Genomic DNA, 22,110 nt, shown 5'->3' on the forward strand with positions numbered 1-22,110 from the left:
CAGTTCTCCCAGACCCGCAGGGGCGCCGAAATCGATGTAGCGTAGTGCTTCATGTTGAGGTACCTGCTGACCGAGGACGACGTCGGCAGCGTGCGCTTCGGGCTGTCGCCGCTGTGCGAGCTGGGCCTGTCGCTGCGGGCGATCAAGGAGCCCGCGCGGTTCCCGCTGCAGCTCGGCTGGCTGCGGCGCACCGAGGACGCTCGGGCTCGACTGGACATGCCGACGCTCATGGCCCTCATCGACGAGCGGATGTGGACGCCCGACTTCCTCAACCCGCGCCCGACCTCGCCGTTGACCCGGCTCGACGACGAGCTCGAGGCGCTCGCGGCGACACCGGGGGAGGTGTTCCGCGCCGACCTCGTGGCGGTGCACGGGTACGTGCCCGACGTGCTCGACGGATCGTCCAGCGCGGCGCTCCGGCGCGTCATCCGTGCCCTGCGGCAACTCTGGGACAGGTGCTTCGAGCCGTACTGGCCGCGCATGCGGGCGGTGCTCGAGGCCGACGTCGTCTACCGCGGGCGCCAGATCGCGCAGTCGGGCGTCGCCGGGATGCTCAACGGCCTCTCGTCGCGCATCGAGTACGACCACGGGGTCGTGTCGGTGCGGCTCGCCGACCCGAAGGACCGCACGCAGGCGATCGACGGCAACGGGCTGACCCTCGTGCCGACCATGTTCACGCGCCGGGCCTCCGCGCCCGTCGGCGACGGCCCGCCCATGATCATGTACTCGGCCCGCGGCCAAGGGGCGCTCTGGGAGACGGAGCGCGTCGCGAATCCCGCCGCGGTCGCCGCGGTGCTCGGCGAGACCCGCGCCAGCCTGCTCGCCGCATTGGGCGACCCCGCCTCGTCGACGGAGCTCGGCGTGCGCCTCGGGGTCACCGCATCGGCGGTGAACCAGCACCTCCGCGTGCTCCGCGACGCGGGCCTGCTCGTGAGCACGCGCTACGGTCGCAGCGTGCTCTACCTCCGCAGCGAGCTCGGCTCGGCGCTGCTCGAGGCTCGCACGGGCTGACGGGAATCCGGTGGTCGAGGAGCGCCCGGCGAAGCCGGCCCCGGTGGTCGAGGAGAGACCGGCGAAGCCGGCTCCGGTGGTCGAGGAGCGCCCGGCGAAGCCGGCTCCGGTGGTCGAGTAGCGACCGGCGAAGCCGGCTCCGGTGGTCGAGTAGCGACCGGCGAAGCCGGCCCCGGTGGTCGAGTAGCGACCGGCGAAGCCGGACGCGTATCGAGACCGTACGCGCAGCGTCTCGATACGCGTCGCCGTTCCGGCGGCGCTACTCGACGACCGGGCTCCTCGACGAGCGGGCGCTCCTCGACGACCGGAGTCACTCGGCCGGGTCGTCAGCGACCCGCAGCACGACCTTCCCGCGCACGTGCCCGTCCTCGAGCATCCGATGCGCCTCCGCCCCGCCGGCGAGCGGCAGCTCCCGTTCGACGTGCACGCGTACCGACCCGTCGTCGATGAGCCGCGTGATCACCGCGAGCGTGCGCGCGTCGGGCGACACCGAGTAGCCGGTCGCACGGATGCCGCGGGCCGCCGCCTCCTCGGCCATCGTCGGCCACGACCCGGTCGGCACGTTCACGACCAGCCCGCCGGGCCGGAGCACCTCGAGCGAGCGCGACCCAGTGTCGTCCGCGACGTTGCCGATGAGGTCGATGACGACGTCCTGCTCGCCCGCGACATCCTCGAACCGCTCGGCCCCGTGGTCGATCACGTGCCGGGCGCTGAGCGATCGCACGAACTCGACGTTGCGCTCGGAGCACGTCGCGGTGACCTCCGCCCCGAAGTAGGCGGCGAACTGCACCGCGAAGTGCCCGACGCCGCCCGAGCCCGCATGGATCAGCATCCGCTGCCGGTCGTGCGCCCTGGCCACGTCGATGACGGCGCCCCACGCGGTGAGCGCGGCGAGCGGCACGCCGGCCGCCTCGACGAACCCGAGCGACGCGGGCATCGGGGCGAGGCTCATCGACGAGACGGAGAGGAATTCGGCGTAGCTGCCGCTCGTACGCGGCACGCGCCCCATCCCGTACACGCGGTCACCGGGCTGCAGCGGATGCGCCGCATACGGCACCGCCTCGACGACTCCAGCGAAGTCGTTGCCGAGCACCGCGGGATACGACGTGATGGCAGCCGAGACGCCCCGACCGGCGCGGGTCTTCACATCGATGGGGTTCACGCCCGCCGCCACGACGCGAACGAGGACCTCGTCGCTGATCCGCCGCGGCCGCGGCACGTCGGCGAGGTGCAGCTCGTCGGCGTCGCCGGTGCGATCGATCACGAGCGCCCGCATGGTCTCCGCCATCGCACCGTCCTTCCGTCCCCGTCTCCCCACGCACCACTATGCTGCAGACAGCGCGCCGGGGTGCCTCCGACGCGTCGGATGCTTCGGGACGGGGGTTCGGATGCGGCGGCTGTTCGGGGTGCTGCGGGTCATCGCGGCCGCGGCGATCATCATCGCGATCGTCGGCCAGTTCGTGCAGAGCTGGTCGATGGTGCCCGACCGGCTCTCGTTCGTCGTGAACTTCTTCAGCTTCTTCACGATCCTGTCGAACGCGCTCACCGCGATCGTGCTGCTCATCGGCGCGGGATACGCGTTCACGCGCGCCGTCGACCCCGACTGGTACAACCTGGTCCGTGCGTGCGCCGTCACCTACATGGCCACGACGTTCGTGGTCTACAACCTGCTGCTGCGCGAGATCTCGCTCGACCAGGCGACGACGGTGCCGTGGTCGAACGAGATCCTGCACGTCTGGGCGCCGCTCTACCTCGTCGCCGACTGGGTGCTCGCGCCCGGTCGACGGCACGTGGAGTGGCGTCGGCTGTGGACGATCGCGATCTTCCCGCTGGCGTGGGCCGTGTACTCGATGATCCGCGGCGCGATCGTGGGCTGGTACCCGTATCCGTTCCTGAACCCGGCGCAGGAGGCGGGCTACGGCGGCGTCGCGGTGTACGTCATCGCCATCGCCGCGTTCATCCTGCTCGTCGGCGCTGGCATCATCGCGCTGAGCCGCACGCCGTGGCCGCACGAGCCCACCGAGCCCACCCCGCCGAGCGGCGCGGCCGAGCTCGAGGACGCCCGCCCGGTCGGCTAGTCCCGCACGAGCCAGCGCGCCACCCGCTCGCGCAGCACCTCGGTCTGCTCGGCCTGGCCGTCGTCGCGCGGCGGCAGCAGCTCGAGCATCGAGCGCAGCCCGCCCGCCCATCGCTCGGCGATCGGGAACGGATGCACCGGGTCGCGCGCCGCGCCGATGACGAGCGATCGGATGCCGCGGGCCGAGAGCTCGCGGAGGTCGTCGTCGTGCTCGAACGCGCGATTGCGCGGGATCTCGACCAGCCGCATCGCGCGGCGTGCTGCGTCTGGCGCCTGGAACTGCGCGAGGAGCGCACGACCCCCGGCCGGCGACACCGACGCGACCTCGTGGAAGATCTCGCGGTCGCGGAACTCCTCGGCGCCCGCCGGACCCGCATCGGCCAGGATCTGGCCGATCACCGGGAACGCCCGCAGGTTGTCGGGCAGCGAGGTGTCGTCGAACGACGGCCGCACGAACACCACCCGGCGCACGGGCAGCAGGTCGTCGAGCACGATGCGCAGCGCGATCGCGGCGCCCATCGAGATGCCGATGATCGTGACCGGCTCGGATGCCTCGTGGTGCCCGCGCCCGGCCTCGGCGAGCGCCGCGGGCACGTGCTCGCAGACCTCGGCGGCGAGGCGGTCGATCGCGAAGTCGGCCGGTTCGCCGACCGCGAGGAATCCGCCGTGGGCCCGCACGTCGGGCGCGACGATGAGCTCGTCGGCCCCCGCCGTCTCCTGGATGACCGACTCGAACAGCCCGAGGGGCTGCCGGCGGTCGTTGCCGAGTCCGTGCAGGAGGACTGTGGTCACGCCAGCACACCCGGGCGGTAGACCGCCCTCGCCGCGTCGTCGGGGCGCAGTGCGGCGAGCAGCTCGTTCGCGAGCGTCACGAGGATGGCGATCTGGTCGTCGTCGCGATCGACCCAGCGGCATCGCGGCTCGGGGTGCACGGGCACGAAGTCCTCGTGCTGCTCCCACACCACCAGCGTGCGCTCGGCCCCGAGCACGTACTGCTGCCACCACACCTGGCGCAGGTAGCCGCGGGGGATGCCGCGCCACGCGCGCGACGTCGTCTTGATCTCGCAGAGCTCGGGCGTGCCGTCGACCGCGACGCGCAGGCCGTCGGGCGTCGCCAGGTGCCGTCGGTCGGATGCCGCGTGGAAGAGCAGCGTGGACGGCTCGATGCCGTGCGCCCGCCGCACCCACTCGGCGATCACGGGTTCGCGCGTGCGGCCGTGATCGGTGAACCGGCTCCCGCCGAAGCTCCGAGGCGACCCGTGCAGCTTCTCGTAGGCCGCGCCGCGGACCGAGGAGCGGGACGCCAGCTTCGCGGCATCCGTCGCGGTCACGCCCTGCGAGCGCGCCCGCAGCCAGGCCACCCGGTCGCTCGCGTCGGCCACGATGCGTCGCTCGTGCGGGTGCGGCTCGGAGCGGAGCGCCTCCGACACGCGAGGTGCGACCGATTCGAGGTCGAACAGCGCGAACGGGATGTCGGTCACCCCCTTACGGTACCCCCGAGGACCCCCGTCCGCAGGCGGATCGGGCGTGTCCGGGGGACATCTCGGCCGCGTCGCGACCTGTGGAGTGCTAGTCGGCGATGCTCCAGTAGGAGGCGACGCCACCGGGGTGGTCCACGGTGATCGCCCAGTCCACCGATCGGTCCCACGTGGCATCCGTGTGGCCGGCGTAGTGGATGCTGATCGAGCCGTCGTCCTCGTGGATCACGGCCGTGACGATGCCGGTGTGGTCGCGGTCGCCCGAGTCGTCCCAGTCGAACTGCACGATGTCGCCGACCTTCACCTGGTCGCGCTGGTCGTCGGTCAGCGCGGTGGCACGCTCGGGGTGGTCCTCGAGGTACCACATCAGGGCGGTCGAGCTGCGCCACGCGTCGGAGCTCGCGTACGGGTCGCCGTCCTCCTCGTCGTACCACCACTCGTCGTCGGGCTCCCAGCCGCGGGCGAGCAGCGACTGGCTCGTGAAGTTCACGCAGTCGTTCTCGTCGAGGTAGCCGAACTCGTCGCTCTCGGTGGCGTCCCAGTGCTCGCGCACGTACTCGAGCTGCGCGGCGACGGCGGGGCTGAGCGACGACCAGTCGAGGCCGTCGTCCGACGTCTCATCGGCGTCGTCGCCGGCGACGCCCGTCGTCGTGTCCGCGGCGGCGGTGTCCGACGTGCTCGCCCGCTGCCCAACGGCGAGACCCAGGCCGACGGTCGCGCCGCCGACGAGGAGGGCGACGACGGCGGCGGTGGCGAGGACGAGGGCTCGTCGCCGGCGGAAGATGCGGTGCTGGTCCGGGTTCGTCATCCATTCGACCGTATGCATTCGTCCTGTGCGTCACCTTCGCACGCGGCATGGATGGCCCGAACGGGCCACGCCGGAGTGGCCCGAACGCGCGATGCCGCGATGCGGCGCGCGGCGTGGAATCGGGATGTCGGCCAGCCGGCCGGCCCGAATCGCTGGAGTCGTCATGTCCGCCACCGCCACCGCCACCACCGTCACTCGCGTCCCGTCCACGGCCGATGCCGCCGACGCTGCGCGCGTCGCACGCGCCTCGATCGCGTTCGGCCGCACGCGCGGCTACTACCGCGTGCTGTTCGAGGCCGGGCCCGTGGATGCCGCGACCTTCGCGGAGCTCGCGGGCGTGACCGAGGCCGACGCCCGCGCCTGGCTCGCCCAGCAGGTCGCCGCCGGCGTGCTCCGCGCCGTGCGCGGTGCCGACGCCGACCACGAGGAGCTGCTGCTGCCCGGCGAGTTCGTCCCGATCCTGCTCGGCGACCACGGCGAGCCCGAGCTCGCGGGCGCCCGCGCACTGCTCGGCGAGCACCGCGACGAGCTGCCGTCCGTCCTCGGCGAACCCGTCCCCGCCTCCTAGACTCGGGGCGTGGAGCCCGAGGACCAGGTCATCCGCTACGCCGAGCACGACGGCACGTCGATCGCGTGGTCGGCCGTGGGGCAAGGGCCGCCGCTCGTCATCGGCGGCTGGTGGTCGAGCCACCTCGAGCTCGACTGGCGCAACGCGAGGTTCCGCCGGTTCACGGGCGCGCTCGGGCAGCACCGCACGGTCATCCGGTACGACCGGCCCGGAGCCGGCATCTCCGACCGCGGCGCCATGCCGCCGCGCACCCTCGAGGAGGAGCTCACCACCCTCGAGGCGCTCGTCGACGAGGCCGCCCCCGGCCGGATCTCGCTGTTCGGGGCCTCCTCGGGCTCGGGCGTCGCGTCCCTCTACGCCGCGCGGCATCCCGACCGCGTCGACCGGCTCGTGCTCTACGGCTCGTACGCCCGCGGCGTCGACCTCGCCCCGCCCGCTGCGCGGGAGGCGATGCTCGCGGTCATCGACCAGCACTGGGGCCTCGGCTCGCGCGTGCTCGCCGACCTCTTCCTGCCCGACGCCACCGCCGAGGAGCGCGACGAGTTCGTGGAGTTCCAGCGCCGCTCCGCGTCGCGCGAGGTCGCCCTCGCCTCGCTGCAGGCCGTCTACGACTTCGACTCGACGGGGCACCTCGGCGACGTGCTCGCACCGACCCTCGTGCTGCATCGCCGCAACGACCGGGCGATCCCCTTCGCGCTCGGCAAGGACGTCGCCCGCCGCATCCGCAACGCCCGCTTCACGGCGCTCGAGGGCGACGACCACTTCCCGTGGCGCGGCGACGCCGACGCCGTCGTGCGCGAGACGCTCGCCTTCCTCGGCGCGCCCGTCGATGCCGTCCCCGCCCGCTCGGGATCCGGCACGGCCCGCCTCACCGAGCGCGAACGCGAGGTGCTGCGACTCGTCGCAGGCGGCCGGACCGACGCCGAGATCGCGGCCGAGCTCGTGCTCTCGACCCACACCGTGCACCGGCACATCGCCAACATCCGCACGAAGCTCGGCGTTCCGTCGCGCACCGCGGCGGCGGCCTGGGCGTTGCGCAACGAGCTGATCTGAGCGCGTCCGCAGGGGCCTGGCCGGCAGGCCCTCGGCCCGAGCGGATGCCGCGGGCTGGCCCGTTCCGGCCACGCGAGGTTGGCCGGATCCGGCGATTCCCCGCGCGCCGCATCGGCGTTGACTGGCGTCCCATGCCGCATATCCGTGCGGCGGCGAGACGAAGCAAGGAAACCACACCATGTCCGAAACCCTGACCACCACCGGCGCCGAGGAGGCACGCACGGCCGTCCTCGACGACGCCGCGCCGATCGACGCGATCGCCCCCTCGCCCGAGGAGCAGGAGGCCGCCCTCGTCGGCGCCTTCGCCGAGCAGCTCGTCGGCATGCTCGCGTCGGCCACGACGCTCCTCACCGTGGAGCTCGGCCGTCGCTTCGGGCTCTACCGCACGCTGCGCGAGCAGGGGCCGACGACCGCCGACCGCCTCGCGCGCACGACCGGCGTCGCACCGCGCTACGCCCGCGAGTGGCTCGAGCAGCAGGCCGCCGCCGGCCTCCTCGCCGTCGAGGATCCAGCCGTATCCCGCGACATCCGCCGCTTCTCGCTGCCGGCGCACCACGCGCCCGTGCTGGTCGATGAGACGCACCCGGCGCACGCCGCGCCCGTCGCGGGGCTCCTCGCCGGCGTGGCGCTGGCCTTCCCCGAGGTCGTCGCCGACTTCCGGCAGGGTCGCGGCGTCGCGTTCGAGGAGTACGGCGGCGAGCTCCGACAGGGGCTCGGCGCGCTGAACCGTCCCGGCTTCACACACGAGATGCGGGCCTGGGTCGAGACCCTGCCCGACCGCGCCGCCGCGCTCGACGCCGGCGGCCTCGTCCTCGACGCCGGCTGCGGCACGGGCTGGTCGACGATCGCGCTCGCGACGGCGTTCCCGTCCGCGCGCGTCATCGGCCTCGACCTGGACGGCGCTTCGATCGACGAGGCACGCGAGCACGCGGCGGCCGCCGGCGTCGCCGACCGGGTGGTGTTCCTCGTCGGCAATGCGGGCGACGCGACCGCCGTCCGCGACGCGGCCGCCGCGATCAGGGTGTTCACGACGGGCCCCGTCGAGTCCCGCGAGACGGATGCCGCGTCGCCGGGCTTCGACCTCGTCACGGTCTTCGAGGCGCTGCACGACATGGGCCGACCGGTGGACGCGCTCGCCGCGTTCCGGTCGCAGCTCCGTCCGGGCGGCGCGATCCTCGTGGCCGACGAGCGCGTCGCCGACGAGTTCCACGCCGACGCCGACGCCGTGGAGCGCATGCTCTACGCGATGAGCGTGCTGCACTGCCTGCCCGCGACGACCGCCGAGTCCGACACCGTCGCGAACGGCACCGTGCTGCGCGCGCCGACCGTGCGCCGCTGGGCCGCGGCGGCCGGCTTCGGCCGGGTCGACGTGCTGCCGATCGAGAACCCGTTCTGGCGGTTCTACCGCATCGACTGACCAAGCAGGGCGGGCACCACGCACAGACGGATGCCGCGGCGGGAGGGCACCGCCGCGGCATCCGCTCGCACTCGTGGCCGGGTCACCCCTGCTCGGTCACGGTGCCGTTCTTGATGTGCAGCCGCCGCTCGGCGCGCTTCGCCACCGCGGAGTCGTGCGTCACGATCACGAGCGTGAGGCCGCGGTCGCGCCAGAGGCCCTCGAGCACGTCCATGATCTCGTCGCGGGTCTCCTCGTCGAGGTTGCCGGTGGGCTCGTCGGCCAGCAGCACGTCGGGCTCCTTCACCAGCGCGCGCGCGATCGCGACGCGCTGCTGCTGGCCGCCCGACAGCTCGCCCGGCACGTGCCCGGCGCGGTCGGCGAGCCCGACCGAGGCGAGGGCCTCGACGGCGCGGCGCCGCCGCTCCTCGGCGCTCACGGCGAGCGGCTCGAGGGCCGTCTCGACGTTCTCCTGGGCGGTGAGCGTCGGGATGAGGTTGAACCCCTGGAACACGAAGCCGATCTCCGTCGCGCGGATGCGGCCGAGCTTGCGGTCGGGCAGGTGCGAGAGCTCCGCGTCGCCGAGGCTGATGCGGCCGGCCGACGGCCGGTCGAGCGCGCCGAGCATCTGCAGCAGCGTCGACTTGCCGCCGCCGGTCGGGCCCTGGATCGCGACGAGCTGGCCCGACGGGATCGTGAGGGTCACGTCCTGCAGCGCGGTCACGGTGCGCTTCGACTGCGCGTAGGTCTTCGAGACGTTCTCGAGCGTGTACATGGTCGGTCCTTCTCAGTCGTTCGGTTGCGGGCGTGGTCGTCGGTGCGACGCGGTGGGTCGGTGGTGGCCGGATGCCGCAGGGCAGTGGCCGACGTCGGCCGTCGGCGTCATGCGACGCTCCGCAGGGCCTCGGCCGGGCGGAGCCGTGCCGCGCGCCAGCCGCCGGTCGCGCCGGCGAGCAGCCCGCCGAGCACCGCGAGTCCGATCGCGACGGCGATCACGCTGACCGTGACGGGGGCGTTGAGCACCACCTCGGTCGTCGCGGCCGTGGCCTGGTTCGCCGCGCCGAACGGTCCGCCGCCCGCCGCGCCGCCCGGTCCGCCTGCCATGACGCCGTCGGGCAGGGTCGTGCCGGCGCTGCCCGCGAGCGTGGGCGAGACGAGGTTGACGATCCAGATGCCGAGGAGCCCGAGTGCGAGGCCCGCGGCGCCGCCGATGAGGCCCTGCACGAGCGACTCGCCCGCGACCTGGCCGGTGATGCGCCGGTTCGACCAGCCGATCGCCTTCAGCGTGCCGAACTCCCGGGTGCGGCGGGTGACGCCCTGGATGGTGAACAGGATCGCGATGAGGAACGCCGCGGCCAGCACCGCGATCGACAGCCAGAGTCCGAGGTTCGCGATGAGGCTCGACGCGGTCGAGAGCGACCCCGAGACCGATGCCGCGAGGTCGGCCTGCGTCGACACCGTGGCATCCGGCAGCGCCTCCTCGAGGTCGGCCTGCACGGCGGCGATCTTGTCGGCCGACTCGGCCTGCACGTAGACGTCGCTGACCTGGTCGGCAAGGCCCGACAGCTCCTGTGCGAGGTCGAGCGGGATGTAGACGTTCGAGGCCGTCGCGGCATCCGCCGACGTGGAGGTCACGGTGCCGACGACCTCGAAGTCGGTGCCGCCGACGTCGATCGTGCCGCCGACCGCGAGCTCGGCGCTCGTGGCGTAGTTCGCGTCGAGCACGGCCACGGCCTGGCCCGAGTCGGATGCCTCGAGCCCGCGTCCGTCGGCGAGCTCCACCGCCGAGAGGGGTCCGACGGCGGCGGCCGACGGGTCGATGCCGAGCACGGTGAAGCTGTCGACGTCGAACGCGCTGCCGCCCGCACCGTCGAAGCCGCCGGTCGGGGGCTGCTGCTGCGTCTGGTCCTCGCTGGGCGCCGAGCCGTCGGCGCTCGGAGCGGACTGCTGCATGCGCGGCGGCAGCTCACCCGAGAACGTCATGTTGGTGAGCGACAGCGCAGCGGATGCCGCGGCGACGCCGTCGACGTCGGTCACCGTGTCGAGCGCCGACGCGTCGAACGTCGTCGAGCCGAAGCCCGCCGTGAGCCGCGACTGGCTGAGCTCGGTGGAGTCGCCCTCGGTCGTGCCGTCGTCGGCGCCGAACTCGAACCGGCCGGGGCCCTGCCCGGCGTCGCCCTCGCCGGGGGCCGTGGGCTCCTGCGAGACGGTGAGGTCGGTGCCGACGCCGTACACGGACTCGAGTACGGCGGCCTGGGCGTCTTTCACGCCGGTCGAGACGGCGTTCACGATCATGACGAGGGCGATCGCGAGCGCCATCCCGATGGCGATGATCGCGGTCTGCCTGCGGCGCCCCGCGAGTTCGCGTCGGAGGTAGGTGAAGAACATGGGGATCCTCGGGGTCGTGGGGATGCGCACCGGACGGGGCGCCGATCGCGACGTTAGGAACGGAGGCTTTGGTCCGGCTATGGCCCGCCACTGGGGTCGCTATGGCTTCGGCTGCGGCATCCGCACATGGAAGTCATAGGGAACGCATAGCGGCGCGCGGATACTGGAGTCATGAGCACCCCGACGACCCACCGCGCCCCGCAGATCACGAAGGGCGATGGCTCGATGGTCCGCGTCCTCGTCGTCGACGACGAGCACTCGCTGACCGAGCTGCTGAAGATGGCGCTGCGGTACGAGGGGTGGGACGTGCGCACCGCCGCCGACGGCTTCAGCGCGGTGAAGGTGGCGCGCGAGTTCCGCCCCGACGCGATCGTGCTCGACATCATGCTGCCCGACATCGACGGGCTCGAGGTGCTGCAGCGGGTGCGCTCCGACGGCACCGAGACGCCCGTGCTCTTCCTCACCGCGAAGGACTCGCTCGACGACCGCATCGCCGGCCTCACCGCGGGCGGCGACGACTACGTCACCAAGCCGTTCAGCCTCGAGGAGGTCGTGGCCCGGCTGCGCGGACTCATCCGCCGCTCGACGCTGACGCTGGCTCAGGCGAAGGACCCGGTGCTCGTCGTCGGCGACCTCACGCTCGACGAGGACTCGTACGAGGTCGCCCGAGACGGCGCACCGATCGAGCTCACCGCGACCGAGTTCGAGCTGCTCCGCTTCCTCATGCGCAACCCGCGCCGCGTGCTCTCGAAGGCGCAGATCCTCGACCGCGTCTGGAGCTACGACTTCGGCGGCAAGGAGTCGGTCGTGGAGCTCTACATCTCCTACCTGCGCAAGAAGGTCGACGCGGGCCGCGAGCCCATGATCCACACCGTGCGCGGCGCCGGCTACATGCTGAAGGCGGCGGGATGACCCACCCGGGCGACCCCGGATTCGCCGCCGCGTCGCGTGCCGAGGCGCAGGCGACCACGACGAGGTCGACGACGGATGCCGCGCGCCGCCGCCGGCGGCCGTGGACCCTCCACCGACGGCTCCTCGCCATCGTCGCGGTGCTGCTCATCGCCGTGAGCGCGGTGATCGGGATCATCAGCGTCGCGGTCTTCCACACCTCGTCGGTCGGCCGCCTCGACGCGAGCCTGGGGGAGGCCATCTCCCGTGCCAACATCGCGATCGGCGGACAGCCGCCCGGGTTCCCGGGCGACCCCGACGATGCGCCGGGGCTCGTGCTGAACATCCCCGGACAGCAGGCCGGGACGCTCGCCGCGCTCGTGCGGGCGGGCGACGAGGTGCGCGCCGGGTACATCACCGAAGGCGGTCGCGTGCTCGACCTGCCCGAGGAGGTCTCGTCGGTGCTCGGCGACGTGCCGGCCGACGGCGATCCGCACACCATCACGGTGCCGCGGTTCGGCGACTACCGCGCGATCGCCACGACGCGACCCGAATGGAACGGCGTCTCGATCGTGCTCGCCCTCCCGCTCGCCGACGTGAACGCGCAGACCACCCAGCTCGCCATCACGGTCGCGATCGTCGCCGCAGGTGGACTCCTGCTCGCGCTCGCGATCGGCTCCGCCGTCGTGCGGCGGGCGCTCAGTCCGCTCGCCGAGGTGACCGCCACGGCCCAGCGAGTGTCCGAACTGCCGCTCGATCGCGGCGACGTCGCGCTCGCCGAGCGCGTCCCGGTCGACGACGACGGCACCGAGGTCGGGCGCCTCGGCACCGCCTTCAACCGCATGCTCGGCCACGTGGCCTCCGCGCTCACCGCGCGCGAGCAGAGCGAGCAGAAGGTGCGCCGCTTCGTCGCGGACGCGAGCCACGAGCTGCGCACCCCGCTCGCGTCGATCCGCGGCTACGCCGAGCTCACGCGCCTGCACGGCGGCGAGCTGCCGCCCGACGTGGTGCACGCCATCGGGCGCATCGAGTCGGAGTCCGTGCGCATGACGGAACTCGTCGAGGACCTGCTGCTGCTCGCGCGCCTCGACGAGGGCCGCGAGCTCGCCGCCGATCCGGTCGACATGGGCCGCGTCGTGGTGGAGGCGCTCGGCGACGCCCAGGCGGCCGGCCCCGACCACGACTGGGAGGTGCGGCTGCCGGATGCGCCAACCGTCGTCATGGGCGATGAGCCGCGCCTGCGCCAGGTGGTCATGAACCTCCTCGCCAATGCGCGCGTGCACACGCCCGAGGGCACGAGCGTGGTGGCCTCGCTCGCTCGGGACGGCGACGAGGTCGTGCTCACGGTCGAGGACGACGGGCCCGGCATCCCGCCCCAGCTCGCCGACACCCTGTTCGAGCGCTTCGCGCGCGGCGACTCGTCGCGCTCCCGCCGTGCGGGCAGCACGGGCCTCGGGCTCGCGATCGTGCGTGCCGTGGTCGAGGCGCACGACGGCGACGTGTCGGTCGAGAGCGGACCGGGCGCGACGCGCTTCACGGTGCGGCTGCCCGCGGCGACGGCCGGCGCGCGAGCCGTCGCCGAGCCGCCGGCCTCCGTCGAGGCGCGGGTCGGCCGCGCGGTCTAGCTCGCGCCTAGGCTGGGGGCACCCGTAGTCCCCGGAACGACCCGAGACCCGATGACCCTGCAGCAGACGATCACCCGCATCGCCGGCGAGCTCGAGCGCCCGGCGCTGCTCGAGGATCGCCGCCGCCGGGTCGTCGCGCACAGCCCGCACCCCGACGGGATCGACGACGTCCGACGCCGCTCGATCCTCGAGCACCGGGCGAACCCCGCGATCCACGGGTGGCTCACCGCGCTCGGCGTCTACGACGCGACCGACCCCGTGCGCGTGCCCGGCAACCCCGAGCTCGGCATGGTCGCACGCGTGTGCGTGCCGATCATCCGTTCGGGGGTCGTGTTCGGGCACCTCTGGTTCATCGAACCCGACGACGGGACGCCGCCGCTCGACCTCCGCCGCGCGGGGGCGTCGGCGGTCGAGGTCGCCGACGAGTGGGCGAGCGCGCGGTCGTCGCAGGACCATCAGGGCGCGCGCGAGCGCGAGCTCGTCCGCGACCTCGTGCTGGGCCGAGCCGAGGTGCGCCGACGGGCCGCCGACGCGCTCATGGAGTCGGGACGATTCGAGGGCGGACGCCTCCGCACCTACGTCCTGGAGCGGGTCACCGGAGGCGGCACCTCCGACGCCGAGCTCGACCGCGCCGCGCGCCGCGCCCGACGCGCGCTCGGAGGCCGCGGGGTGCTCGTGGTCGCGCGCGGCGACCACGCCGCGCTCGTCGCGCCGGCGTCGGGCCGCTTCGCGGACTCCGATCGCATCGCCGCGATGATCGCGTCGTCGGCGGTCGAGGCGCTGGCCGGCCCGGATGCCCCGGACGACGTCGTGCGCGTCGGCGTGGGCGGCGAGGCGCCGGTCGCGTCGGCGCGCGCCAGCTACCGGGAGGCGCGACGCGCGCTCGGCGTCGCTCGCTCCTTCGGGCTCATCGATCCCGTGGTGCACTGGGACCGGCTCGGCGTGTACCGCGGGCTCGACGCCGCCGCCGCTCGCGGCCTGCGTTCCGGCGACGTCCAGCCGGGCCTCGACCGCGTGGCGGCCGAGCGCGACGGCCAGGTGCTGCTGGAGACCATCGAGTGCTACCTCGACGCCGCGGGCCACGTGCAGCAGGCGGCCGCGAGGCTGCAGGTGCATCGGACATCGCTGTACAACCGGATCGCCCGCGTGGAGCGCATCCTCGGCATCGATCTCGGGAGCGGGCTCGATCGCCTCGCCCTGCACCTCGCGCTGCTGCTGCGCGCGGGTGAGGCCGCGTCGCCCCGACCGTTCGGGTGAGGCATCCGACACCGGCACCTGAAGCTGGAGCGCCGACTCGACATCTGTCGAGCGCGGGCGGACGAGCCGTCGACATCTGACGCGTGCCCTTCGCATGGGAGATCCATAGCGTGTGATGTGCCACGGGGCGGTGGTCCTCGTCCGCGGTCGCGGGCGTGGGGTGCCGTCCCACCATGAGCGAAGGAGCATCCCCCATGACACCAGCGGTCCCACGCGCGGGCGACAGGCGGCGCGGCCGCGCGCTCGCCGTCGCGATCACCACGGTCCTGGCCGGCGGACTCGTCGTCGCGGCGACCCCCGCGCAGGCCGCGCCGACCCCCGAGCCCGCCGAGCCGACCTTCGTCGACGGCCTCTCGCAGTCCGTCTTCACGCGCGTCTCGACCGAGTGGATCAACCAGGAGGCCTGGGTCGAGAGCGAGGTCGACTCCGACCGCGACGGGAAGCTCGACCTCGTGCACGTCGACGTGAGCCGCGTGCCCGAGACGGCCGCCGGCCTCAAGGTCCCCGTGCTGATGGAGATGAGCCCCTACTACGCGGGCGGCAGCCAGGTCACGAACTGGCCGGTCGACCACGAGATCGGCGCCCCGCCGTCCGAGAAGGACCCGTGGCCCGCCTACAACCCCGTGAACCGCACGAGCCCGACCATCTCGCGCTCGCTCGAGAGCACGTGGGTGCCCCGCGGGTTCGCGGTCGTGCACGCCGAGGGCTTCGGCAGCGGCTGGTCGGAGGGATGCCCCACGTCGGGCGGCCTCAACGAGTCGCTCGCCGGCAAGGCCGTGGTCGACTGGCTGAACGGCCGGGCGACGGCGTACACGAGCACCGACCGCACGACCGAGGTCTCGGCCGACTGGACGACCGGCAAGGTCGGCATGATCGGCACGTCGTACAACGGCACGCTGCCCATCGGCGTCGCGAGCACGGGCGTCGAGGGCCTCGACGCCATCGTCCCCGTCTCGGCGATCTCCGACTGGTACAACTACTACCGCGCGAACGGCGCCGTGCGCGCGCCGGGCGGCTACCAGGGCGAGGACCTCGACGTGCTCGCCGACTACGTCTACACGCGGTTCGACCAGCAGATCTGCCAGCCGATCATCGACGAGCTGCGGGCGAACCAGGACCGCGCGACGGGCGACCGCAGCGCGTTCTGGGAGGAGCGCGACTATCTCGCGAACGCCGACCGGATCACGGCCGCCACGCTCGTCGCGCACGGCCTGAACGACTGGAACGTCATGACGAAGAACGCCTCGGACCTCTACGAGGTGCTGAAGGCGAACGGCGTGCCGCACCAGATCTACCTGCACCAGGGCGGCCACGGCGGAAACCCGAACGACACGCTGCTCAACCGCTGGTTCACGCGCTACCTCTACGACGTCCAGAACGGCGTCGAGCAGCTGCCCAAGGCGTACGTGGTCCGCGAGGACCGGACGCTCACCGAGTACCCCGAGTGGCCCGACCCGGCCGCGGACGACGTGAAGCTGAAGTTCCGCCCCGCGGCCCAGGCCGACGGCGTCGGCGGACTCGCGGTCTCGCGCGACCCGAACAAGGCCTTCGAGGACCTCGTCGACGACGCGAGCCTCCGTGCCTCGACGCTCGCCGCGGCGGAGTCGTCGCCGAACCGGCTGCTCTACCGCACCGAGACGCTCGGCACCCCGGTGCGCCTGTCGGGCACGCCGTCGGTGTCGCTGAAGCTCGCGGTCGACCGCACGAAGGCGAACCTCACGGCCCTGCTCGTCGAGTATCCGGCTACGGGTGCGCCGAAGATCATCACGCGCGGCTGGGCCGACGTCGAGAACCGCTCGAGCGATGCGGTGACCGAGGCGATCGTGCCCGGCACGGCGTACACGTTCGACTTCGACTTCGAGCCGAAGGACTACGTGTTCAGCGCCGGGTCGAAGATCGGCGTGGTCGTGATGTCGTCGGACTACGAGTACACGGTGCGCCCCGCGCCGGGCACGGTGCTCAAGCTGCAGCCGTTCTCGTCGGACGTGCACCTGCCGCTCGTCGGCGGTATGGACGCCCTGCAGGCGTCGCTGCGCGCCGGCCGCTGAGCGCCCGCCGACGCTGATCGGCATCGAGGGCGGGGTCCTGCTTCGGCAGGGCCTCGCCCTCCTCGCGTCTCAACCCCGCGGGATCGCGGCGGTCGCCTCGATCTCGACGAGCGCGTCGGGGCGCCCGAGCCCGGCGACGTGCGCGCCGGTGATCGCGGTGACGTGGGGACCCCAGACCGGCATCGCCGCGGCGAAGCCCTCTTGGAACGACTGGCCCTCGACGAGCAGGATCGACATGCGGATCACGTTGCCCTGGTCGGCGCCGGCCGCCTCGAGCACGGCGAGCACGTTGCGCATGGCCTGCTCGGTCTGCGGCCCGATGCCGCCGGGGACGATCGCGCCCGAGGCATCCGTGCCGTTCTGACCGCCGACCTGCAGGAGGTCGTGGTCGCCGCGCACCAGCATGCCCTGGCTGAACGCGGGGCTCGTGTGCAGCGACGGTGGATTCACGTGGATGAGTTCCATGGGCCGAGTCTGGCACCGGCCACCGACGCCGGCCACCGACGCCGGGCACGGCGAAGGGCCCGCCCCCGATCGGGACGGGCCCTTGACGTGTCGATGGTCGGTCAGGCCTCGGCGAGCACCCGCAGCATCTCGGCGAACGTGCGCAGCTCGTCGACCGAGCGGTTCTCGAGCGCGGCACGCACGCGGGCCTGGTTGCTCGTCCGGACCGCCGAGATCCGCTCGACGGCGGTCGCCGTCGGCCGGAGCACCCGGATGCGGCCGTCGCGTTCGTCGGGCAGGCTCTCGACGAGCCCCGCCTCCTCGAGCACGCGCACCTGGCGGCTCACGACGCTCTTGTCCATCTCGAGCTCGGTCGCGAGCACGTGCGCGGTGGTCTCGCCCAGCCGGGTGATCGTCGAGAGCACCTTGTAGCCGGCGGGCTGCAGGTCGGGGTGGATCTGCTCCGCCGCCTGCTTCCACACGAGCCGCGCCCGATTGAACACGACGCCGAGCTGCTCCTCGACGCGGGCGATCGCCTCGTCGAGGGCGGGATCGGCGGTCATGACGCTCATGCTACCGAGCGCTCCTCGCGGTCTCGCGCTCGCGCCCGCCGTCATCGGCGACCTCGTCGTCCGCGACCTCGTCGTCGGCGCCCTCGACCAGTCGGATCGACGACGTGACGGGTGCCCCGATCTCGGCCTCGGCGAGGTCGATGGCGACCTGCTCGGCCTCCTGCTCAAGCTTCTCGGAGGCGGTCTGCCGCGAGAGCGGCTTGTTCGGCAGGAACGCGATGGCGATGAGGCTCAGCACGGCGAGCGGGATCGCGATGATGAAGACGTCGGCGATGCCGTGGCCATAGGCGCCCTCGACGATCACGCGGATCGCGTCGGGGAGCTCGGAGACCTTCGGCACGGCGCCGCCCGCGAGGCCCTGCAGTGCGGCGACCTCGTCGGGCGAGGTCGGCGTGAACGACGCGAGCCCGTCCTTCACGTGCGTGGTCACCTGGGTGGCGAGCACCGAGCCCATGATCGTCACGCCGATGGTGCCGGCGATCGACCGGAAGAAGTTCACGTTCGAGCTGGCCGCACCGAGCTGCGACGCCGGGGTGTCGTTCTGCACGACGAGCGTGAGGTTCTGCATCACCATGCCGAGGCCCGCGCCGAGCACCACCATGAAGACGGAGACCCAGAGGAAGTCGGTGTCGTAGCGCAGCGTGGCCATGAGGCTGACGCCCGCGACGATGAGCGCGGAGCCGAGCAGCATCCAGCCCTTCCACTTGCCGAAGCGGCTCACGAGCGCGCCGATGCCGATCGAGGCGCCCATCTGGCCGACGACCATGGGGATGGTCATGAGGCCCGACTCGGTCGGGGTGGCGCCCCGGGCGAGCTGGAAGTACTGGGCGAGGAAGACGCTCGTCGCGAACATCGCGACGCCGACGGAGATCGACGCGATCACGGCGAGCGTGAACGTGCGGTTCGCGAACAGGCTCATCGGCACGATGGGCTCCTCGACGAGGAACTCGGTGATGATGAAGCCGATGATGGCGGCGGCCGAGATGCCGATCACGACGAAGCTCGTCATGGAGTTCCAGTCGAACTGGTTGCCGCCCATCGAAACCCACACGAGCAGGAGCGAGACGCCCACCGCGAGCAGCACGGCGCCGACGTAGTCGATCTTCACCGTGGTGCGGGTGCTCTTCGGCAGGTGCAGCGTGCGCTGGATCAGGATGATCGCGACGATCGCGAAGGGGATGCCGAGGAAGAAGTTGGCGCGCCAGCCGAATGCGTCGGTGACGACGCCGCCGAGCAGCGGCCCGCCGATGGTGGCCATGGCCATGACGCCGCCGACGATGCCCATGTACTTGCCGCGCTCGCGCGGGGAGATGATGAGCGCCACGGCGATCATGACGAGCGACATGAGGCCGCCGGCGCCGATGCCCTGGACGACGCGGAAGCCGATGAGCATGCCGGTGTCCTGCGCGAAGCCGGCGAGGGCGGTGCCGAGCACGAAGAGGCCGAGCGCGAGCTGCAGCAGCACCTTCCGGTTCAGGAGGTCGGCCAGCTTGCCCCAGATCGGGGTGGACACGGCGGTCGCGAGGAGGCTCGCGGTGATGACCCAGGTGTAGGCGGACTGGTCGCCGCCCAGGTCGGCGATGATGATCGGCATCGACGTCGAGACGACCGTGCCCGAGAGCACGGCGACGAACATGCCCATGATGAGGCCGGACAGCGCGGTCAGCACCTCACGGTGCGAGCGCTTGGCCTCGAGCGAGGGGGTTTCGGTGGTTGCGGTCACGTCTGGTTCTGCTCCAAGAATGTTGATAGAGGTCAACTATATCTAGATCGTTGCTGTCTGTCAACCATCGACCTCGGTCAACTATTCCGCCCACGACGCGACCCGGCGCGCGCGACGAGGAGCCGGGCCCGTCGGGCCCGGCTCCTGATGACGGATGCCGCGACGTCGCGCCGCGGCATCCGATCGTCCCGGCTACTGCACCGGGGCATCCGGCGGCGGCAGCTGCACGCCGCTCTCGGGTTCGACCGTGACACCGGGGATGCCGCGCAGCCGCTCGACCGCGTCGGGGGCCGCGCGCCCGGTCACGATGCCGAGCCCGCCGAGCGCCTCGTCGACCTCGAGTCCCGCGTCTCGCAGGTCGGGGAGCACGTCGTCGACGCCGCGACCCTGCACCGTCACGTGGACGCGGTCGGCGCTCGGGGCATCCGATTCGGCCATGGTCGCCCCTACGGGAGCGGTGTCGGCTCGAGCGGACCGGGGTCCACGATCGGGCCGGGCCGCCACGGGATCGGCTGGTAGTCCCAGATGGGACGACGCCGTGTCGGCACCACCGCGAGGCCCGCGCCCACCTCCTGGGCGGACTGGGGGAGCGGCACGGCGGTGCGCACGAGCTCCTGCCAGAGCGCCCGGCCGCGGAGGCCGGTCTTGCGGGCCAGGGTGGCCGCGACGCCCGCGACGTGCGGCGTCGCCATGCTCGTGCCGCTCTTGAACCCGTACGAGCCCTTCGCGACCGGGACCGACGAGTACGTCGCGACGCCCGGCGCCGCGATGTTGATCTCGCCGCCGTTCCCATTGAGCGCGACGCACGAGAACGGTGCGCGCTGCAGGGCCTGGTCGAGGGCTGCGACCGCGAGCACGGACGGGCTGTTCGCCGGTGCACCCACGGGCGCCCAGCCGCTGTTGCCCGCCGCGGCGACGATGAGCGAACCGGCGTTCAGCGCCGTGGTCGCAGCCTGCTCGTAGTACGTGTAGTACGTCTGGCCCACGGCGACGGCCGAGCCGAGCGACATCGAGATCACGTGGGCGCCCTGATCGATCGCCCACTGGATGCCGGCGAGGATCTGTCCGCTCGTGCCGCTGCCCTGATCGCTCAGCACCTTGCCGACGAGCAGGCGCGACCCGTGCGCGACGCCGTACCGGCGCTGCGTGCCGGGCGGGCTCTTCGGCCCAGCCGCCGTCCCTGCGCAGTGCGTTCCGTGCGAGTGGCCGTCCTGCACCGGTGCGCCCGGGATGAACGACTGGCTCGCGATGACGCGCCCGGCGAAGTCGGGATGGCCGAGGTCGATGCCCGTGTCGAGTACGGCGATCCGGATGCCGGCGCCCGCCCACGGGGCGGTTGCGAGGATCGGGGGCACCGCGCGCACGGCCTTGAGGCCCCACGCGTAGGTGTCGGTGTCGACGTACGTCTCGGCCGCGTCGACCTCGTCGTCGTCGGCCTCGGTGTCGGCGTCATCCGCCATGCTGGCCGGGGGCGCGTCCATCGCATCGATGGTGTCGAACGGATACACGTAGACCTCGGGCTCGACCGCGATGATCGGGCTCGCCGAGTCGCCCACGGCCCTCGAGAGGGCGCCGAGCTGATCGGGAACCGAGTCGACGATCGCGATGTGGAGCGTGTCGAGGTAGACGTCGCCCGTCGCGGCCGCGGTGGGGTCCTCTCCGCGCGGCGTGCCGACGTCCAGGCCTGCGACGTCCTTGAGCTCGCGCATCGCGGTGTCGTCGTCCACCGGGGCGAACGTGATGATCTGCCGGCCGGTCGGGCCCTCGGGAACCCGTCCGGCGGCGCTGTCAGTGTTCATGATCGGATCCTTCGATTGATCACGGGCGCCGACGGGATGCCCGGGGCTCGGGACACGTCGCCCGCAGTGGCCACAGTCTCGATCTGGATGGAGCGCGACGCATCGGGGGCTGCACTGAGGCAACCTCATATTAGTGCTCGCACGGGTGCGCGGTCACGTCGATTTGGACGCGCCCGCGGCATCCGCTACCCTTGTCGGAGCCGAAGACCGTTGGTCGTCGCGCCCGGAGTGATTCGGGCCGACCGAAGTCTTGCGAAAGCAAGAGCCCACGCAGGTGTGACGAAGACTTCCCGATCGAATCGGGCCGAGCTCCGCGCGTCTGCGCCGGAGCTCTTTTCTTTCCTCCGAATTCTTCCAGCGCTCCGAGGCCGTGCACCGCCACCGCGATGCACGTTGAAGACACAAGGAGTGGCCATGGCGAACAAGGAAGCCGCGGTTGCCGAGCTCACGGAGAAGTTCGAGGGCTCGACCGCCGTTCTGCTGACCGAATACCGCGGCCTCACTGTTGCGAAGCTCAAGGAGCTGCGCAAGTCCATCAGTGGGGACGCGAGCTACGCCGTGGTGAAGAACACGCTGACCAAGATCGCGGCGAACAACGCCGGGATCACCGCCTTCGACGACGAGCTCAAGGGCCCGTCGGCGATCGCGTTCGTGCACGGCGACCCGGTCGCCGTCGCGAAGTCGCTGCGTGACTTCACCAAGGCGAACCCCCTCCTCGTGGTCAAGGGCGGCTATTTCGATGGCAAGCCCCTGACCGCTGAAGAGGTAGGCAAGCTCGCCGACCTCGAGTCCCGCGAAGTGCTCCTGGCGAAGCTCGCCGGTGCCTTCAAGGCCTCGCTGTTCGGAGCCGCATATCTGTTCAACGCACCGCTGTCGAAGGCCGTTCGCACGGTCGACGCGCTGCGTGAGAAGCAGGAGTCCGCTGCGTAGGCGCGAGCCTCTCAAGCGGTGAGTAACGAGAAACCAAGGAGAAGA

At 72.4% G+C, this 22,110-nt stretch carries 21 protein-coding genes; 10 read left to right on the top strand and 11 right to left on the bottom strand.

Annotation, left to right across the window (positions count from 1 at the left end):
- Positions 1 to 51: 51 nt before the first annotated feature.
- Entirely contained in the window at positions 52 to 1,011 is a 960-nt protein-coding gene (locus ACFVN5_RS14130; RefSeq protein WP_376955874.1) for a DUF5937 family protein, read from the top strand.
- 310 nt (positions 1,012 to 1,321) lie between these two features.
- Here ACFVN5_RS14130 and ACFVN5_RS14135 read toward each other — a convergent pair whose 3' ends face one another.
- On the bottom strand, positions 1,322 to 2,299 hold the full coding sequence (locus ACFVN5_RS14135; protein WP_376955875.1) for an NADP-dependent oxidoreductase: 978 nt from the start codon (positions 2,297 to 2,299) through the stop codon (positions 1,322 to 1,324).
- Positions 2,300 to 2,399: 100 nt separating this feature from the next.
- Between ACFVN5_RS14135 and ACFVN5_RS14140 the strand changes: the two genes are divergently transcribed.
- On the top strand, positions 2,400 to 3,089 hold the full coding sequence (locus tag ACFVN5_RS14140; RefSeq protein ID WP_376955876.1) for a Pr6Pr family membrane protein: 690 nt from the start codon (positions 2,400 to 2,402) through the stop codon (positions 3,087 to 3,089).
- Here ACFVN5_RS14140 and ACFVN5_RS14145 read toward each other — a convergent pair.
- From ACFVN5_RS14145 to ACFVN5_RS14155, 3 genes are all read right to left on the bottom strand, one after another.
- A complete protein-coding gene (locus tag ACFVN5_RS14145; RefSeq protein ID WP_376955877.1) occupies positions 3,086 to 3,880 on the bottom strand; it encodes an alpha/beta fold hydrolase in 795 nt (264 codons plus the stop codon). The two genes, ACFVN5_RS14140 and ACFVN5_RS14145, sit on opposite strands and share 4 nt — an antisense overlap.
- Positions 3,877 to 4,518: a YqaJ viral recombinase family protein gene (locus ACFVN5_RS14150; RefSeq protein ID WP_376956813.1), complete on the bottom strand. Its 642-nt coding sequence runs from the start codon at positions 4,516 to 4,518 to the stop codon at positions 3,877 to 3,879. Before ACFVN5_RS14150 ends, ACFVN5_RS14145 begins: the two co-directional genes overlap by 4 nt.
- A gap of 139 nt (positions 4,519 to 4,657) precedes the next feature.
- Positions 4,658 to 5,374, bottom strand: coding sequence for an amidase domain-containing protein (locus ACFVN5_RS14155; RefSeq protein WP_376955878.1), 717 nt, complete (start codon positions 5,372 to 5,374; stop codon positions 4,658 to 4,660).
- A gap of 163 nt (positions 5,375 to 5,537) precedes the next feature.
- Between ACFVN5_RS14155 and ACFVN5_RS14160 the strand changes: the two genes are divergently transcribed.
- The 3 genes from ACFVN5_RS14160 (at position 5,538) to ACFVN5_RS14170 (ending at position 8,412) form a co-directional block, all read left to right on the top strand.
- Positions 5,538 to 5,942 (top strand): hypothetical protein, encoded by a 405-nt coding sequence (locus ACFVN5_RS14160; RefSeq protein ID WP_376955879.1) that lies wholly within the window; start codon positions 5,538 to 5,540, stop codon positions 5,940 to 5,942.
- A 9-nt stretch (positions 5,943 to 5,951) separates the two neighbouring features.
- Positions 5,952 to 6,995, top strand: a complete 1,044-nt coding sequence (locus ACFVN5_RS14165) for an alpha/beta fold hydrolase (protein ID WP_376955880.1) — start codon at positions 5,952 to 5,954, stop codon at positions 6,993 to 6,995.
- Positions 6,996 to 7,173: 178 nt separating this feature from the next.
- The gene (locus ACFVN5_RS14170) at positions 7,174 to 8,412 is read left to right on the top strand and encodes a class I SAM-dependent methyltransferase (protein WP_376955881.1); all 1,239 of its coding nucleotides are present in this window, start codon (positions 7,174 to 7,176) and stop codon (positions 8,410 to 8,412) included.
- 82 nt (positions 8,413 to 8,494) lie between these two features.
- Here ACFVN5_RS14170 and ACFVN5_RS14175 read toward each other — a convergent pair whose 3' ends face one another.
- Both ACFVN5_RS14175 and ACFVN5_RS14180 read right to left on the bottom strand, forming a co-directional pair.
- Positions 8,495 to 9,166 carry an ABC transporter ATP-binding protein gene (locus ACFVN5_RS14175; RefSeq protein ID WP_376955882.1) on the bottom strand — a complete coding sequence of 224 codons (672 nt, stop codon included), beginning with the start codon at positions 9,164 to 9,166 and terminating at the stop codon, positions 8,495 to 8,497.
- Between the two features lie 107 nt (positions 9,167 to 9,273).
- Positions 9,274 to 10,779: an ABC transporter permease gene (locus ACFVN5_RS14180; RefSeq protein ID WP_376955883.1), complete on the bottom strand. Its 1,506-nt coding sequence runs from the start codon at positions 10,777 to 10,779 to the stop codon at positions 9,274 to 9,276.
- Positions 10,780 to 10,950: 171 nt separating this feature from the next.
- Between ACFVN5_RS14180 and ACFVN5_RS14185 the strand changes: the two genes are divergently transcribed.
- The 4 genes from ACFVN5_RS14185 to ACFVN5_RS14200 all read left to right on the top strand — a co-directional run bounded on the left by ACFVN5_RS14185 (position 10,951) and on the right by ACFVN5_RS14200 (position 16,597).
- Positions 10,951 to 11,691, top strand: a complete 741-nt coding sequence (locus ACFVN5_RS14185; RefSeq protein WP_376955884.1) for a response regulator transcription factor — start codon at positions 10,951 to 10,953, stop codon at positions 11,689 to 11,691.
- Positions 11,688 to 13,292 carry a sensor histidine kinase gene (locus ACFVN5_RS14190; protein WP_376955885.1) on the top strand — a complete coding sequence of 535 codons (1,605 nt, stop codon included), beginning with the start codon at positions 11,688 to 11,690 and terminating at the stop codon, positions 13,290 to 13,292. Before ACFVN5_RS14185 ends, ACFVN5_RS14190 begins: the two co-directional genes overlap by 4 nt.
- A gap of 51 nt (positions 13,293 to 13,343) precedes the next feature.
- Positions 13,344 to 14,549, top strand: coding sequence for a PucR family transcriptional regulator (locus ACFVN5_RS14195; protein WP_376955886.1), 1,206 nt, complete (start codon positions 13,344 to 13,346; stop codon positions 14,547 to 14,549).
- A gap of 194 nt (positions 14,550 to 14,743) precedes the next feature.
- Positions 14,744 to 16,597, top strand: a complete 1,854-nt coding sequence (locus ACFVN5_RS14200; protein WP_376955887.1) for a Xaa-Pro dipeptidyl-peptidase — start codon at positions 14,744 to 14,746, stop codon at positions 16,595 to 16,597.
- Positions 16,598 to 16,666: 69 nt separating this feature from the next.
- Here the strand turns inward: ACFVN5_RS14200 and ACFVN5_RS14205 are convergent, their stop codons facing one another.
- From ACFVN5_RS14205 to ACFVN5_RS14225, 5 genes are all read right to left on the bottom strand, one after another.
- A complete protein-coding gene (locus ACFVN5_RS14205) occupies positions 16,667 to 17,062 on the bottom strand; it encodes a RidA family protein (RefSeq protein WP_376955888.1) in 396 nt (131 codons plus the stop codon).
- Between the two features lie 101 nt (positions 17,063 to 17,163).
- On the bottom strand, positions 17,164 to 17,604 hold the full coding sequence (locus ACFVN5_RS14210; protein WP_376955889.1) for a MarR family winged helix-turn-helix transcriptional regulator: 441 nt from the start codon (positions 17,602 to 17,604) through the stop codon (positions 17,164 to 17,166).
- Positions 17,605 to 17,614: 10 nt separating this feature from the next.
- Positions 17,615 to 19,336: a DHA2 family efflux MFS transporter permease subunit gene (locus ACFVN5_RS14215; RefSeq protein WP_376955890.1), complete on the bottom strand. Its 1,722-nt coding sequence runs from the start codon at positions 19,334 to 19,336 to the stop codon at positions 17,615 to 17,617.
- A 192-nt stretch (positions 19,337 to 19,528) separates the two neighbouring features.
- Complete coding sequence (locus tag ACFVN5_RS14220) at positions 19,529 to 19,774, bottom strand: hypothetical protein (protein WP_376955891.1); 246 nt, start codon at positions 19,772 to 19,774, stop codon at positions 19,529 to 19,531.
- 8 nt (positions 19,775 to 19,782) lie between these two features.
- On the bottom strand, positions 19,783 to 21,135 hold the full coding sequence (locus tag ACFVN5_RS14225) for a S8 family serine peptidase (RefSeq protein ID WP_376955892.1): 1,353 nt from the start codon (positions 21,133 to 21,135) through the stop codon (positions 19,783 to 19,785).
- Between the two features lie 414 nt (positions 21,136 to 21,549).
- Between ACFVN5_RS14225 and rplJ the strand changes: the two genes are divergently transcribed.
- Positions 21,550 to 22,065, top strand: coding sequence for a 50S ribosomal protein L10 (rplJ, locus tag ACFVN5_RS14230; protein WP_376955893.1), 516 nt, complete (start codon positions 21,550 to 21,552; stop codon positions 22,063 to 22,065).
- The last annotated feature ends 45 nt before the right edge of the window (positions 22,066 to 22,110 follow it).

Origin of the sequence: Agromyces sp. NPDC057865, from assembly GCF_042796995.1 — a bacterium.
In the GTDB taxonomy this organism is placed as follows: domain Bacteria; phylum Actinomycetota; class Actinomycetes; order Actinomycetales; family Microbacteriaceae; genus Agromyces.